Origin of the sequence: Pseudomonas spelaei (genome assembly GCF_009724245.1) — a bacterium.
GTDB lineage: Bacteria > Pseudomonadota > Gammaproteobacteria > Pseudomonadales > Pseudomonadaceae > Aquipseudomonas > Aquipseudomonas spelaei.
Map to the genome: position 1 here is coordinate 14,528 of NZ_WNNK01000019.1, position 14,548 is coordinate 29,075.

A 14,548-nucleotide genomic window follows, 5' to 3' on the forward strand; every position below is an offset into this window, starting at 1 on the left:
ATAGATATAGCACGACGCTGGACAGTTTTCAGTGTGAAACCACCGCACTGCTTCGCAGCGACAGGTTCTCCCAGGCGGCCACCAGTACCAGCACTGCGGTGGTCAACGTGCCCAGTACCAACGCTGAAAACACCTGCTGCAAGCCCAGCGGCAACAGCACCAGCAACAGCACCAGGCCGCCCACGTGAGAGAACGGCGGCAACGGCCGATCATTCATGACCCACTTGAACAAGCCACTGCCCAACAGGAACAACAGCGGCCCGGCAATGATCGCCACGATGCCGGCGTCACTGGCATGGCCCGGGTGCACCAGCACCAGTTCATCGGCGACGGCACTGACAATGATCCCGGCGACAATCAACACATGCAGGTAGGTGTAGGCGATCCGCGCCTGGCGGCCGGGGTCGTCGGAGCTGGCGATACGGTGGTGGGCGCGCTCGGCGCCGCTGTCGAAATAGATCCACCACAGGGCAATGCTGCCGACCACCGCCACCAGGAACGCCGCCAGTCCGTCCAGGCTCAAAGGCAATTCGGCAAAAGTTGCGCCGGTCACCAGCAAGGACTCGCCCAGGGCAATGATCACAAACAGCCCGCAACGCTCGGCCATGTGATTGCCTTCCACATTCCAGTCCGTCAGGGTCGAACGCCCCATCCCCGGGACCCAGAAATACAGCGATGGGGAAATCAGCTCAATCAGCAGCGCCACCGCCCAGCATGCCAGGCGCTGGTCACCTTCCAGCAGCGCCCCGCTGATCCAGAACACCGCGGAACAGAGCAACCACACCAGGATTCGCTGGAAATTGCGGGTCATGTTCAGCGGCGCGTCGCGCACCGCCCATAGCGCAAACACTGTGCGACCGACCTGCATGAACACATAAGCGCCGGCGAACAACAGGCCACGGTCGGTAAATGCCTTGGGGATCGACGACGACAGCAGCAGCCCCGCCACCATCAAAGCGAACAGGCCGAGGCGGACCGGGATTTTTTCCGGGTCCAGCCAGTTGGTGACCCAGGAGGTAAAGATCCACACCCACCAGACCGCAATCATCATCAACGCCACCTGCACCGCGCCACCAATGGACAAGTGGGCCAACAGGGAATGAGACAGTTGGGTGACGGCAAAGACGAACACCAGGTCGAAAAACAACTCGACCATGCCGACCTTACCACTGTCGTGACTGCCGCGTCCGCGCAGCAATGAACGGGATGGGTTCATGGGTGGATCTCCATAGGGTTTACCAACAACACCGATATTGGTTCAGGGCCTGGACGCCACAACCGGCAACAATTCCCGATCACTCATGAATGCCTCCAGCCGCGAGCGCATCCAGCGTTCGGCCGGGTCGGTGTCCACATGGCTGAGCCAGACCATGGACAAATCCAGGGTTGGGGTTTCAAACGGAAATGGCTCACAGAACAGGCTGCCCGAAGCCGCCATGGCTTGGGCGGTGTAGTCCGGCAGGCTGGCGATCATGTCAGTCCCGGCCAACAACGCCGGCAAGGAGCTGTATTGCGGCACCGACAACACCACATGACGCTTGCGCCCAACCTCTGCCAGCCACTCATCGGCAAAGCCTGCGACGTTGGCAGTGTGGGATACCAGCACATGGGGCCGCGCGCAGTATTCATCGAGGGTCAATGGATGTTCCGAGGCATCGGCGCGCAACACGCAAGGACGGATATGGCGCAGCAACTTGCGCTTGGCATTGGCCGGCAGGCCACGGGTCTGGGTAATCCCGACGGTGATATCACCCGAGGCCAGCAGGTCGGGGATGCGCCAGTAATCGACGTGCTGCACCACAAACACCACCTGGGGCGCTTCCTGGCGCAAAGTGCGCAGCAGAGGGGGCAACAGACCGAACTCAACGTCATCGGACAGGCCGATGCGAAAAGTCATGGTGCTGATGGACGGGTCGAAGTCGTGGGTCAGGCTCAAGGCCGATGACAACGAATCCAGGGCCGGCGACAGATGCTGGATGATTTCCTCAGCTCGTGCCGTCGGCTCCATGCGGTGGCCCACACGGATAAACAACGGGTCATTGAACAAGGTGCGCAAGCGATTGAGTGCCGAACTGATGGTCGGCTGCCCAAGGAACAGCTTCTCCGCCACCCGTGTCACGTTGCGCTCAAGCATCAGCGTTTCGAAGACCACCATCAGGTTGATGTCAGCCTTGCGTAATTCATTGCGATTCATTGGCGCTCGCCCCACTCCCCAAGACAGCGGCCAGTGTAGAAACACAGCGGGCCCGGCGTCTATGCGCAGACTATCCAACCTGCGTCATTGGGACTATAAATCAGCTTCTACGGCTATCCGGAGCGTCATCGTGCTGCTGATTCTTCCTTTGATTGTCCTGCTGGTCGGCATTTTGTTCTGGGCGATCAAGTTCATCCCGCATCCGACCATCAGGACACTGCTGCGGGTATTGATCGGGTTATGCCTGGCGGCGTTCCTGGTTTTTTTGTGCCTGGTCTCCGGGTTTCCGGCCTCATTGCTGGTGTCGGGAGCCTGATGCGGCTCCCGGCAGATACAGTCAAGGCTTGAGCGGGCGCTCCTGGTCCCGCTCGGAAAGCTCCGTTCCGTCGTCCGGATGTTTCCAGGTCTGGGGCTTTTCTTCTTCGTGTAGTCGCTTGGCCCGCTCCTGATCCGTCTCATCCCGCGGCTTTTGCTCGTTGGTCATACTCACCTCCCCTGCGCAAGAATTGATCACACTGGGCAAGCATAGAACAGAGAGTGTCCTTGTGTAGCCCGAACAATCCGTCCCGATTGATAACCCTTACGCATCAATACATGTAAATAACTCACTTATCATTTCTAAATGTGTCAGCCACTATCGGCGGTCTTAAGCGAAACAAGCACTTTAAAAAGAACGCTGGAGACACAAACCATGCAAAGCCCTTCCCGGCCCGACTCTGCCCGCTCGAAAGCCGGCGCGGTATTCCGCGTCACTTCCGGCAACTTCCTCGAACAGTTCGACTTCTTTCTGTTCGGTTTCTACGCCACTTACATCGCCGCTGCGTTCTTCCCGGCCGCCAACGAATTCGCCTCATTGATGATGACCTTCGCCGTATTCGGCGCGGGCTTTTTGATGCGCCCATTGGGCGCCGTGATTCTCGGCGCATACATCGATGATGTCGGCCGTCGCAAAGGGTTGATCGTTACACTCTCGATCATGGCCAGCGGCACCCTGTTGATCGTGTTGGTGCCCAGCTACCAGACCATTGGCTTGTGGGCACCGCTGCTGGTGCTGCTCGGCCGTCTGCTCCAGGGTTTCTCGGCCGGTGCGGAACTGGGCGGTGTGTCGGTGTACCTGGCTGAAATGGCCACGCCGGGGCGCAAGGGTTTCTATACCAGTTGGCAATCGGGCAGCCAGCAGATCTCGATTGTGGTCGCTGCCGCCCTCGGCTTTGGCCTGAACCAGTGGATGGAACCTGCCGTGGTCGCCGATTGGGGCTGGCGTATCCCGTTCGCCATCGGTTGCGTGATCATTCCGTTCATCTTCGTGCTGCGCCGTAACCTGCAGGAAACCGAAGAGTTCGCCGCCCGCCGCCATCGCCCAACCATGCGCGAAGTGTTGGCCACGCTGGTGAAAAACTGGACCATCGTGATCGCCGGCATGCTGATGGTGGCCATGACCACCACCGCGTTCTACCTGATTACCGTCTACGCGCCGACCTTCGGCAAAACCGTACTGAACCTGAGCACCGCCGATGCGCTGTTGGTGACCTTGCTGGTAGCGATCTCCAACTTTATCTGGCTGCCGATTGGCGGCACCTTGAGTGACCGTTTCGGCCGCAAGCCGGTGCTCGTCGCCATGACCACGCTAACGGTACTGACGGCCTATCCCGCGCTGTCTTTCGTGGTGCAAGCACCCAGTTTTGCGCACATGCTGGAAGTCCTGTTGTGGTTCTCCTTCCTCTACGGCATGTACAACGGCGCGATGATCCCGGCGCTGACCGAAATCATGCCGGTGGAAGTACGCGTGGCGGGTTTCTCCCTGGCTTACAGCCTGGCCACGGCGGTGTTCGGTGGTTTCACTCCGGCCATTTCCACTTGGCTGATTCATGTCACCGAGGACAAGGCGTCACCCGCCTACTGGCTGGTGTTTGCGGCGCTGTGCGCGCTGTGCTCGACCTTGATGCTGTACCGCCGCGCCAACCTGCGTACGCAATTGGCTGTGTAATCCGGGAGCCGAACCGATGAAATTTGCATGCAAGGCACTGGCTGCATTGATGACTGCAACGCTGGCAATGGCAGCGCAGGCAGAAGCACTCAAGGTCATGACATCCGGCGGATTCACCGCCGCCTACCAACTACTGGGCCCGCAATACGCCAGCCAAAGCGGCGATACCCTCGACACCATTCTCGGCCCCTCGATGGGCAAGGCGCCTGAAGCCATTCCCAACCGACTGGCCCGGGGAGAACAGGCTGATGTGGTGATCATGGTCGGCTACGCCCTGGATGAGTTGATCAAGCAGGGCAAGGTCGACAAAGACTCCCGCGTTGAGCTGGCAGACTCGCGGATCGGCATGGTGATCAAGCAAGGCGCCACCAAGCCGGTGATCAGCAACGACGCAGAGCTCAAGGCCGTGTTGCTCAAGGCCAAGTCCGTGGCGTACTCCGACAGCGCCAGCGGTGTGTATGTGGAAAAGGAGTTGTTCAAGAAACTGGGAATGGCGTCCAAGGGCACGATGATCGAACGCATCCCGGTGGCTTCGGTGGTTGCCAAGGGCGATTACGAAGTGGGTTTGCAGCAAGTGGCTGAACTGCTGCCGGTTCCCGGTGTGACGTACGTCGGCAAAATCCCCGAAGACGTGCAGTCCGTCACCCGCTTCGCCGCCGGTATCCCGGTCAATGCCGAACACCCGGCCCAGGCCAAGGCGCTGCTGCAATTCCTCGCCTCGCCCCAGGCGCAACCGGTGGTGCAATCCACCGGCCTGGACTCGGTCTCACCCTGACCGATACGGCTTCTCTCGTACCAGGCGCTCCAACTCCAGCGCCGCCGGTGTCAATGTACGCCCGCGGCGCTTGATCAGGCCGACATTGCGCACCACTTCCGGCTCCACCAGCGGCACGCTCACCAGAATCGGGTGCGCCCCGGCCGGCATCGCAATCGACGGTACCATCGCCACGCCCAAGCCTGCCTCCACCAGCCCGATCATCGTCGTCACATGATGGGTCTCGCAGATGCTCGGCTTCTTCACCCGCACCCCGCGCAATGCCTGATCCAGCAAAAAACGATTGCCTGAGGTCTTGTCCACCGTGATGTAGTCGTGCTCGTAAGCCTCGGCCCAGGTCACATCGGCCCGTTCGGCCAACGGATGATCACGTCGACAGGCCAGCACATAACGCTCTTGCAACAGCAGTTCGAACTCCACCTCGTCCGCCAGGCTACCGCTGAAACTCACGCCAAAATCCGCTTCGCCACTGGCCACTGCCGCACTGACTTCACCGGCACTGGCGTCCAGTACCCGCAGGCGGATCTTCGGGTACAACTTATGGAACTCGGAAATCACGTGAGGCATGAAGTAGTAGGCGGTCGAGGGGACGCAAGCGATGGTGACATTGCCCATGCGGGTCGAGGCGACGTTGCTGATCCCCATCAACGCGATGTCCAGATCGTCCAGCATGCGTTCGACCTGGGGCAGGAAAGCGCGGCCGACCATGGTCAGGCTGACACGACGAGTGGTGCGTTCGAACAGCTTCACGTCGAGGGCCGACTCGAGCTTTTCGATGCGCCGGCTCAGGGCGGGCTGGGAGATACGGATCGCCTCGGCGGCGGCGCGAAAGCTGCCCTTGTCTACCACGGCGCGGAAGGCTTGGAGATCGTTCAGGTCGAAGTTGATGATCACGGGGTGGCCATTGGTGGGTCGCGGGTGTGCAGCATTATCGTATGGGGGGTAGCAGGATGCTATTGGCGCGACGCACTGACTTTCGAGAACGATGGAAACGCCTTTAACGTATGGTAACGACCCTGCAAAAAATATGAAGTCATACATATCAGTGAGTTATTTACGCTGCCGAGAAACGAGGCCTCCAGAAAACGACAATACTGTTTTTTTCCTCGTCAGATACATCGGGGTGCAAACATCACTATTGAAATGGACTCACTTATGAATACCTTTCCACCTCACGCCGGTCCGTTGCCTCTTGCAACACATCAACGAGAGAGTAGGATTAAATCCTATTCCATCATGGTGGACCTCACTATGCGCTCAACCCAACAAATGAGTATCACGCTGCCCCTCGAAATGGCAGCCTTGGTCAAAGCCAAGGTAGCTGCCGGTGAATACGCTACCGAAAGCGAAGTCATACGCGATGGTTTACGCGCCTTACTCGCCCGTGACCGCGCAATGGAAGACTGGTTACGCGATCAAGTGATTCCTGCGGCCGTGGCGCTCAAGGCTGATCCGGACCGAGCGCTGTCCGCCGACCAAGTTCGCGAACATCTGGCCGCCAAACGTCAACGTAAAGTCGGCAACAAGCCTTGAGCTACAAGGTGGCCTTTTCACCTGAAGCGTTGGCACAGCTCGATGTGCAGACTATATCGTCGACGCTGGTTCAGCCGTCGTGGCTGCACGCTACGTCGATGCCATAGTCACCTACTGCGAAAGTCTGTCCATATTCCCGCTACGCGGAACTCGCCGGGATGATCTGATGCCAGCGTTGCGTATCACCCATTATCGGCACAACACCATCGTTGCTTTTATGGTGGATGCCGATATCGAGACCGTATCAATCCTGGGCATATTTTATGGAGGTCAAGATTACGCAGCCCTCTTCGCGGATACCGATGACGAGGAACTGCCACAGTAAATATGCACTCTTTTTATTCACGAATATCTATCGGCAACGGGATCAATGGACAAGACAATAAAAAGGACTAATGGCGCAGGATCAACATATCGAGCACTCCGGTCAGGCTTGTGGGTATTGGGCCTGACATTACTGACGGCCTTGGGTTTCTTTACCTGGCAAAGCTTCTACCCGGTACAGGCCAGCGATGACTGGCGTTATCACGTGCTCCATCGCGATGTAGCAAAGGCCGCCTCCCTGGCCCCGATGCTCGATGGGTCGCTGATGGTCAGTCAGGAACTGAATAAGGGCCTCGGCAGCATCGTGCGCATCCACCCCGACGGTAAGCGTGAAGTGGTTGTAGGAAACCTATCCAAACCCGATGGCTTAGTCCCCACCCAGGGTGGCTGGGCGTTCAGTCAGGAAGTCGGTGACGCGCCTGTCAGCCTCCTCAAGGACGGCAGCGTTACCGCCCTGTTCAAAGGGGAAAACGTACAAGGGCTATGGGATGACGGCGAATACCTCTACGCCATCGAAGACCGTAAGGAAGGTGGACGAATACTGCGCTACGGCTGGAGCGACCAGGCATTGACCGTGCTGCGCGACCAGCTCAACGAAGGCGAGTCGATCACTCGCTGTACGGATGGGCGCCTGCTCTACACGGAAAAGAAGAAAGGTGTTGTACGTGAGTTGACCGAAGACGGCAGCGACCCCGTGGTGTTGTCCAATCTGAACAAACCTACCTTTTTGATGTGCGATGAACGCGGGTTGTGGATCAATGAAGATTCGACGCACCGTGCACGGTTGTTGCTGATTGATAAACAAGGGCACCAGCAGACCATTCTGTCGTTCTTGAAGGCACCGCAGTCGATCGTGCGTACAGCCAAGGGTACTTACCTGCTCGCGGAAGGGGGACGCAATAGGATTCTGGAATTGGTGCCGGCGTCTCTGTGAGGGGGGCACGAGTCAGTGGGCAAAGCGCTCGATGTGGTACAGGAGTGAATCGCCCGAGTGTCCAGACTGATGCATCTTTCCAATAAAAAACCCCAGGTGGATCACTTCACCTGGGGTTTTTATTGGGTAAATAAACATCAAATCCTACGTCAATGGGTTCGATGTCTGTCGTTCACCTCCTATGGCAGTGCGTAAGCAATAACATAGTCCCCAGGGGCGGTACGCATGAAGTGGTGCCCTCCCGCCATGATGACCAGATATTGTTTGCCATTGGCTGAATAGGTCATAGGCGTTGCCTGGCCACCTGCCGGCAGGACATCACTCCAAAGCGTTTCACCGGTCCTGATGTCGATGGCGCGAATCAGGTTGTCGGTGGCTGCAGCAACAAATACCAGATTGCCGGCAGTGATGATGGGGCCACCATTGTTGGGGGTCCCCACCTTAATCGGCAGGTAGGTCGGCAAATCGAATGGGCCGTTGTTGCGAGCCGTACCAAGGGGACCTTGCCAGAGCACTTTCTGATCCTTCAGGTTTATCGCCGTGATCATGCCATACGGAGGTTCGTTACAAAGTACTTGGGTCAGCGGCATAAGGAACGGCGAAACATCAATGGCATAAGGAGTACCCGTCATTGCCCCGGCACCTTCGGCACCACCAGAGCCAGCATCAAACTTGGGGTCATCAATCGGCCGCAATCCGCGCTTGTCTGCCTCCTCTCGGGACAACAACCGGTCATACATCGGTGTATTGTTCCAATTAGCGATCATCACCCCGGTATTCGGGTTATAGGCCACACTTCCCCAATCGCTGCCACCGTTGTAACCGGGGTATTCAATCCAGGGCTTACCGATAACCGGAGGAGTGAACTCACCTACATAGTGGGCTTGTTTGAACTTGATACGACAGAACATTTGATCGAAAGGCGTCATGCCCCACATGTTCTTCTCGGCAAGCTCCGGGAAGCCAAGACGCGGCATTCCTGTGGACCAAGGCTGAGTAGGTGCTCGCGGATCCCCGGGAACATTGCCTGCCGGAGCAGGACGCTCATCCACAGAGGTCAGGGGCTTTCCTGTACGTCGATCCAGAACAAACGTCTGCCCGCGCTTGGTAGGCACCAACATGGCAGGAACTGACTCATTGCCGACCGGAAAATCGAACAATGTCGGTTGTGAACCAAGATCGTAATCCCAAGTGTCCTTGTGCACCGTCTGGAACACCCAGCGCTCCGCACCTGTCGCGGCATCCAAAGCGACGATCGAGGAAGCTACGCGATTTTCATTGGCACTGCGCGAAGCCGAATAGTAATCCGCAGCAGAATTGCCAGTAGGTACATATACAACGCCAAGCTTATCGTCGCCGGTCATAGCCGCCCATGAGTTGGGTGTCCCGCGACTGTATTCCTCACCGGGCCCCGGTTCGTTGTGTTGACCTGGACGATTGACATCCCAAGCCCAGCGGAAACGCCCATCTTCTGCATCATAACCACGGATGACACCCGACGGCGCCCAGCGCTTTTGGCCATCCAATACTTGGTGGTTAACCGCAATCACACCGTTAATAATCGGCGGCGGCGACGTGACAGCCACAAAACCCGGGACCGTTTCACCCAGCCCTTTCAAAAGGTTTACTTGGCCGTTTTCACCGAAGCCTTGGCACAGCTTCCCATTCTGAGCATCAACTGCGATCAGACGCATATCCAAGGTGGCTTCGATAATACGTTCGTGGCAACTGCTGCCAGCCGGGGAAACCGTTGACTTAAAATACGTCACACCACGGCATGCAGCCGTGTAAGGCACGCTTTGATACTGGGTACCCGCGTCAAAAGTCCACAACGCCTTACCCGTCGTCGGGTCCAGTTTGGCGAGGTTATTGGTGGCGGTACAAATATAGACACCATCACCGAGTTTTATTGGCGTGGTCTCTGCGGCCCATTTATTGATTTTCCCCGGTGGAGGTAAATCTCCGGTCCGGTAAGTCCAGGCGACTTTTAGGTTTTTTACGTTTTGGGTGTCTATTTGTTGAAGCGGGGAGTAACGCGTGGCGTCTTTATCACGCCCATAGGCCGCCCAGTCAGAATCAGCTTGATCAGCACGTACTGCATCCGAAGGAATAGCGACCAAAGGAGTGCTCGGCGAAGGCGTTGTGGACAAATAGGTGTTCTGTGGAAGCCAGGCAATGCCAAACGCAATCCCCGCGCATATGACACAAATAACAGCCAAGCCCTTACTCAGACCCGAGCGATTACCTAGTTGCTCCTCCCGATTTAAAAGTTTAGGCAGCATCAAACAAACGAAAAATGCCAGTAGTGTTAGAAACCCCATACGTGGGACCCAGGCCCAGATACGTGTACCTGCTTCAAAAACTGTCCAGACTAGACTGAAGACGTATGCGCCCCCAAACAGCCAAGCACCCAGCAATCTACGCCGCCAAAGCATAGCTCCCGCGATAAGAAATACTGCCCCAGAGATCACATAATAAGAAGATCCATCCAAGTATAATAAATAGGCCCCTCCTCCCAAAAATGACAAGCCGGTTAAAATAATTGCCAGGATAACCAATCTGTCCAACCACGAAAAATGTCTGTCCATTTCTGTTTTCATTGTAACTCCTCAGCCTCGTCAAACTCCAAATTGAGACACCACAGATGCCCGTCGAAGATACCCGCCGGTAAAGATCGAATGACAAACTCTGCCGAGGCTTAATAACACGCGCCCTCTTTAAGATGCAAAAGTATATGAATCTGTGAGTCCGGCTAACAGGGAGGAAGGCAGCCTGCTCCAAAAGACGCTCAAAACAATCAACAGCACTGGATGCGAGCCGATGCCGGCAATCAGTTCGTCGATAAAGCGCAAATATGACAGTTTTATTACGCTTGCGTGGCAAGCCAGACTATTGTAACGACCTAGCAAAATCTCACAAAATGGCGCTCTTGCAATATCACAAAAATTTGTTGTACGTTAAGCCATGACCACCAAAGCAACATCACGTAGGTGGCGGAGTTAAATATTGCATGATGCAGTCGATGCCTTACCGCCGAAGACCAAATCATTGCCGAAGTCGACAGGTAGGGAGCGGGCATGCCGGATATCGTTATAGGTTCTTTACTTTTTATTCCCGGGCTATTCAAAATTTTATTCTTTGGCGTTTTTGCCTGGCTACTTGTTCGCGAACTCTACAAACGTTGGTTAATTAATGAACTTGAGTCATTCAGCCGAGTTGTCGACATTGGGATTCTGGCAATAATCACTTATGGCACCCACGTTTTATATTTATCTCTGGAGCCATCGCTATGAAAACAACCGCCAAAGGCCTAGTAATTATAGTTATTTGTTTTTCGGCTATCCTCTGTATTTATAAATTATGGAATTATTATACGTTCGGTCCATGGACGCGTGACGCAAAGATCAGGGCTGAGGTCATTCAGGCAACCTCTGAAGTTTCTGGCCGTTTGGAAACCCTTCGCATCAAAGATAACCAATTCGTCAAAAAGGGGGATGTGTTATTAACCATTGACAAAAGTGACTACACTATAAATGTAGAGCGTGCACTATCACAGCTGGAAATCTTAAAAACCCAAAAGGCCCAAGCACAAAGTCAGTATGAGCGTAGAATGCGCCTCTCTAACATCGCCATTACCAAAGAAGACCTGGAAACATCAAGAATAAAGCTTGAAGAGCTTAATGGGCAGTTGCGCAAGGCCAGAACCGACTTAAAAAAATCCGAACTGGATCTGACTCGAACGACTATTCGAGCACCGGCTGATGGCTACATAACCAATCTAAATACTAGAGAGGGAAGCTACATTTCTGCAGGTCAGTCACTTTTTGCTTTGGTGGATATAAATTCTTTTTATATTCTGGCCTATTTTGAAGAAACAAAATTGGCCTTTCTCGACTTAGGTAAAAAAGTAGTTATTACTCCCTATGGTGGCCAGGACACGTGGGGAGGCGAAATAACAGGCATTGGCCGGGCGATTGTCGATCAGAGCGCCAGCACCGGTGAGCAGATGCTGAAGGACGTTAAACCCAATTATCCCTGGGTACGTCTTGCACAACGGATCCCCGTCCGCATCGCTATCACTCCCGAACAACTCTCCAGCATTGAAAATCGCCTGGTGGCAGGGACGACATGTACGGTGAAAGTCGTGGAAAGCCTATAATGACGACCACACTGAAAAAAATCACTTACGCTATACCCAGCATAAACGTTAGCTATTCCTTACGACTAACGGCATCTGTCTTACTTTCATGGCTGGCTTCTTTCGAGCTAAACCTTGACAAGCCTTACTGGTCAATCATGACGGCTATCATTGTTTGCTTACCCAGTGACGGCGCTGTGTTTACGAAACTCATGGCGCGCTTAGCTGGTACCCTGTGTGGTGTAGTCACAATAACAATATTTGCCAATATTAATTTTAATGATCCAATATTGCTTTCTTTAGCAATCATTATCTGGATGTGTTTTTGTGGCTATTTAGCCGCTCTCAATGCTAGAAATCTCAGCTATTTTTTTGCACTGAGCGGCTATACCGTAGCACTGCTTGGATTCAGTCTTTCAGCCGCCCCAGAGCCACAAACTGTATTCTTCATTACCCAAGCGCGCTTTTCAGAAGTAGTGGTAGGACTCATTGCAGTTGCAATAATCTCTTACTTATTCCCTTCTAGAGTTGATCGGGAAAAATATGACAACGCTATCAACAAAAACAAAGCAGATATAGCTATTTTTTTTGAGCAGTGCCTTTTACCTGACAAAGACATTATCTTGACGAAGATTCACAGCCTATTAAATAGAACACTCACACTAAAACAAGTCATTGAAAACTTAAGAGCCGCTCCATTTCTTCACAAGACAGATGATAAAACCCATTACACAGTAAATATACCTGGCCGCCTACGGTCGATTATTGAATCAGCAATCTTGCACGCCTTGTATACCGATCTAAAAAAAAGTACAAGCATAGCCTCCTTGATAGATATCAATTCCAGCGAAGGGACTCCAAAATTAGAAAACCATTCACTCACAATGAAAGAGCGGTATTTTCTTTATTACTACAACAAGTCAAAACACTCAGCACTCTTTCTTAATCCCACTTCAGAATCACGCCAGGAACACCAACTGATCAAAGCCAAATACCGGGATTACAGCGAAGCTTTCCGTGGTGCACTGAGAGTGTTTTTTTCTATATCTCTAGGTGTTTTTTTCTGGCTATCTACAGACTGGACATCCGGAGTAATACTACCAATCTTGATCAGCATTATATGCTCACTATTCATCACCAACCCTATTATTGAAAAGCTTTTGATCCTGGTGGCTTTGGTTACACTGCTAGCATGTATTACGTCGTTCATATTTTTGTTTTATGCATTCATTGGTTATTCCGAAATATTTCCAGCCATCATCTCATTCTTGAGCTTTATCGTTGCGGTTTCGATTCTGCAAATGAAGGGAGAGGTTCTGTTTGCAATCCTTTTCGTATACATGATTGAGACTGTATTTTTAATCGGGTTCACCAACCCTATGACTTTTGATTTTTCGTCATTTGCGAATTCATGCCTCGCCGTACTGACTTCAATTGGCATATTGATAATTATTTTTTATTTAGTCCCTCCTGGCTCGTCAAAAAACAAGATTGCGCGAATGCGTACTGCTCTAACCAATAGGTATTGCAAGCGACTTGGCACATATGAAAGTCATCGGCTATCTGGTTATATTTACTCTATGATTCCGCACGCTGAAGCTATTCCGTCTACTCCGGAAAAAGATGCCCTACTAAAAACGGAAGTGAATGGACTGCTGATTTTAAAAACCTTGGCTGAGGCCAATGAAGCATTAGGACATCCGCTAGCATTACCAAAGACTATAGAAAGCCTTGACCAGCTTGCAGAATTTGATTTCTCCATACCTGTCATCATCGATGCTATGAATGCAGCTGCACCCGATGAGTACGTCTACTGGTGGCAGCTATACGCCATAATATCGAGAGCGTTTGACGTATAGAAACCCAGTGCCTTCACGGGGGCTTGTGCCTCCATGCTCATAGCGTAGTAATGAAACCGCAGCCCTCCAGCTACCAGGTTTTTCTTTGCTCTATCACAGAGTTTTCGATCGAACTCTCAGATTCGTCTTATCGACGGGGTTTCTGCTGCCGGTCTACTTTTACGGATCTTGCTTGGCTTGACGGATGAGTCTCAAAGCCGAGCAAGCTCTTTCTTATGTGATGAGCGATTTTTTCTATGGGCGATTTTTTTGGGATGCTGATTGTTGTTTTCTGTTTGGTCACAGTTTCCTGCTGCTGCATTGAATTCCGGAATAGTCGCTAGCCCAAAGCCATTCAGACCGGCATGGGGAGCGCCTAGGGTTATGGACACTTACCGAATCGAGAAAACAGATACCGGATGGGCAATGTTCAAGGCCGGGAGAGCTCGGCCGGTGATCGAAGCCGACACAAAGGGAGAGGTGGTGAGGCTTGCCGAGCAGCACCTGACGGGGACCAAGGCCTCTGTACGCTTAGTAAATGCGAACGGTACGTTCCAAGAGTTGCGCCTGTAGTCGAATTTGAAAGTACACAGTTCTCCGAATGCATCAGTCCGCTCCCTGAGCCTGAAGGAAGGCATTGACCGCTGGCTGGAGGTTCAGCGGGTGCTCAAAGCTTCAAGCACCGTCGTTAATTACGTCAGCAAGGCTGTGCACGTTGAGAAGAAATTTGGCAAGCGTCGGATCGTCGACATCAGTAAAAGCGACATTGAGTTGTTTCAAGCGCAACTACTCAAACAAGGCCTGGCGCCCAAAACAGTGAACGAC

The 14,548-nt window shown here is 53.5% G+C and carries 13 protein-coding genes and 1 pseudogene; 9 read left to right on the forward strand and 5 right to left on the reverse strand.

The window, feature by feature from the left end; all coding sequences use genetic code 11:
* Positions 1–28: 28 nt before the first annotated feature.
* Both GNF76_RS20555 and GNF76_RS20560 read right to left on the reverse strand, forming a co-directional pair.
* Positions 29–1,216 carry a low temperature requirement protein A gene (locus tag GNF76_RS20555; RefSeq protein ID WP_155584958.1) on the reverse strand — a complete coding sequence of 396 codons (1,188 nt, stop codon included), beginning with the start codon at positions 1,214–1,216 and terminating at the stop codon, positions 29–31.
* A 42-nt stretch (positions 1,217–1,258) separates the two neighbouring features.
* Positions 1,259–2,194, reverse strand: coding sequence for a LysR substrate-binding domain-containing protein (locus tag GNF76_RS20560; protein WP_155584959.1), 936 nt, complete (start codon positions 2,192–2,194; stop codon positions 1,259–1,261).
* 130 nt (positions 2,195–2,324) lie between these two features.
* Between GNF76_RS20560 and GNF76_RS20565 the strand changes: the two genes are divergently transcribed.
* The gene (locus GNF76_RS20565; protein WP_178123452.1) at positions 2,325–2,510 is read left to right on the forward strand and encodes a hypothetical protein; all 186 of its coding nucleotides are present in this window, start codon (positions 2,325–2,327) and stop codon (positions 2,508–2,510) included.
* A gap of 21 nt (positions 2,511–2,531) precedes the next feature.
* Here the strand turns inward: GNF76_RS20565 and GNF76_RS29370 are convergent, their stop codons facing one another.
* Positions 2,532–2,678 carry a hypothetical protein gene (locus GNF76_RS29370; protein ID WP_178123454.1) on the reverse strand — a complete coding sequence of 49 codons (147 nt, stop codon included), beginning with the start codon at positions 2,676–2,678 and terminating at the stop codon, positions 2,532–2,534.
* 207 nt (positions 2,679–2,885) lie between these two features.
* Here GNF76_RS29370 and tcuC point away from each other — a divergent pair, with 207 nt between their 5' ends.
* Together tcuC and GNF76_RS20575 are read left to right on the forward strand one after the other, a co-directional pair.
* Entirely contained in the window at positions 2,886–4,181 is a 1,296-nt protein-coding gene (gene tcuC / locus GNF76_RS20570; protein WP_155584960.1) for an MFS transporter, read from the forward strand.
* Positions 4,182–4,197: 16 nt separating this feature from the next.
* The gene (locus GNF76_RS20575) at positions 4,198–4,956 is read left to right on the forward strand and encodes a substrate-binding domain-containing protein (protein WP_155584961.1); all 759 of its coding nucleotides are present in this window, start codon (positions 4,198–4,200) and stop codon (positions 4,954–4,956) included.
* On the opposite strand, the gene GNF76_RS20580 is transcribed toward GNF76_RS20575, so the two are convergent.
* Positions 4,948–5,850 (reverse strand): LysR substrate-binding domain-containing protein, encoded by a 903-nt coding sequence (locus GNF76_RS20580; protein WP_178123456.1) that lies wholly within the window; start codon positions 5,848–5,850, stop codon positions 4,948–4,950. The two genes, GNF76_RS20575 and GNF76_RS20580, sit on opposite strands and share 9 nt — an antisense overlap.
* 357 nt (positions 5,851–6,207) lie before the next feature.
* On the opposite strand from GNF76_RS20580, the gene GNF76_RS20585 reads away from it, so the two are divergent.
* The 3 genes and pseudogenes from GNF76_RS20585 (at position 6,208) to GNF76_RS20595 (ending at position 7,747) form a co-directional block, all read left to right on the forward strand.
* A complete protein-coding gene (locus GNF76_RS20585) occupies positions 6,208–6,489 on the forward strand; it encodes a ribbon-helix-helix domain-containing protein (protein ID WP_155584962.1) in 282 nt (93 codons plus the stop codon).
* Positions 6,486–6,814: pseudogene (locus GNF76_RS20590) on the forward strand (type II toxin-antitoxin system RelE/ParE family toxin). The gene GNF76_RS20585 and the pseudogene GNF76_RS20590 overlap by 4 nt, the downstream one beginning before the upstream one ends.
* A gap of 45 nt (positions 6,815–6,859) precedes the next feature.
* Positions 6,860–7,747 carry an SMP-30/gluconolactonase/LRE family protein gene (locus GNF76_RS20595; protein WP_246211949.1) on the forward strand — a complete coding sequence of 296 codons (888 nt, stop codon included), beginning with the start codon at positions 6,860–6,862 and terminating at the stop codon, positions 7,745–7,747.
* Between the two features lie 179 nt (positions 7,748–7,926).
* On the opposite strand, the gene GNF76_RS20600 is transcribed toward GNF76_RS20595, so the two are convergent.
* A complete protein-coding gene (locus GNF76_RS20600) occupies positions 7,927–10,347 on the reverse strand; it encodes a membrane-bound PQQ-dependent dehydrogenase, glucose/quinate/shikimate family (protein WP_218585301.1) in 2,421 nt (806 codons plus the stop codon).
* Positions 10,348–10,824: 477 nt separating this feature from the next.
* Here GNF76_RS20600 and GNF76_RS20605 point away from each other — a divergent pair, with 477 nt between their 5' ends.
* Genes GNF76_RS20605 through GNF76_RS20615 form a run of 3 tightly spaced genes read left to right on the forward strand, consistent with a single transcriptional unit; the run spans position 10,825 to position 13,744 of the window.
* Positions 10,825–11,040 (forward strand): hypothetical protein, encoded by a 216-nt coding sequence (locus GNF76_RS20605; protein ID WP_155584963.1) that lies wholly within the window; start codon positions 10,825–10,827, stop codon positions 11,038–11,040.
* Entirely contained in the window at positions 11,037–11,906 is an 870-nt protein-coding gene (locus GNF76_RS20610) for an efflux RND transporter periplasmic adaptor subunit (RefSeq protein WP_155584964.1), read from the forward strand. The genes GNF76_RS20605 and GNF76_RS20610 overlap by 4 nt, the downstream gene beginning before the upstream one ends.
* Positions 11,906–13,744 (forward strand): FUSC family protein, encoded by a 1,839-nt coding sequence (locus GNF76_RS20615; protein WP_178123460.1) that lies wholly within the window; start codon positions 11,906–11,908, stop codon positions 13,742–13,744. Before GNF76_RS20610 ends, GNF76_RS20615 begins: the two co-directional genes overlap by 1 nt.
* Positions 13,745–14,548 lie beyond the last annotated feature (804 nt).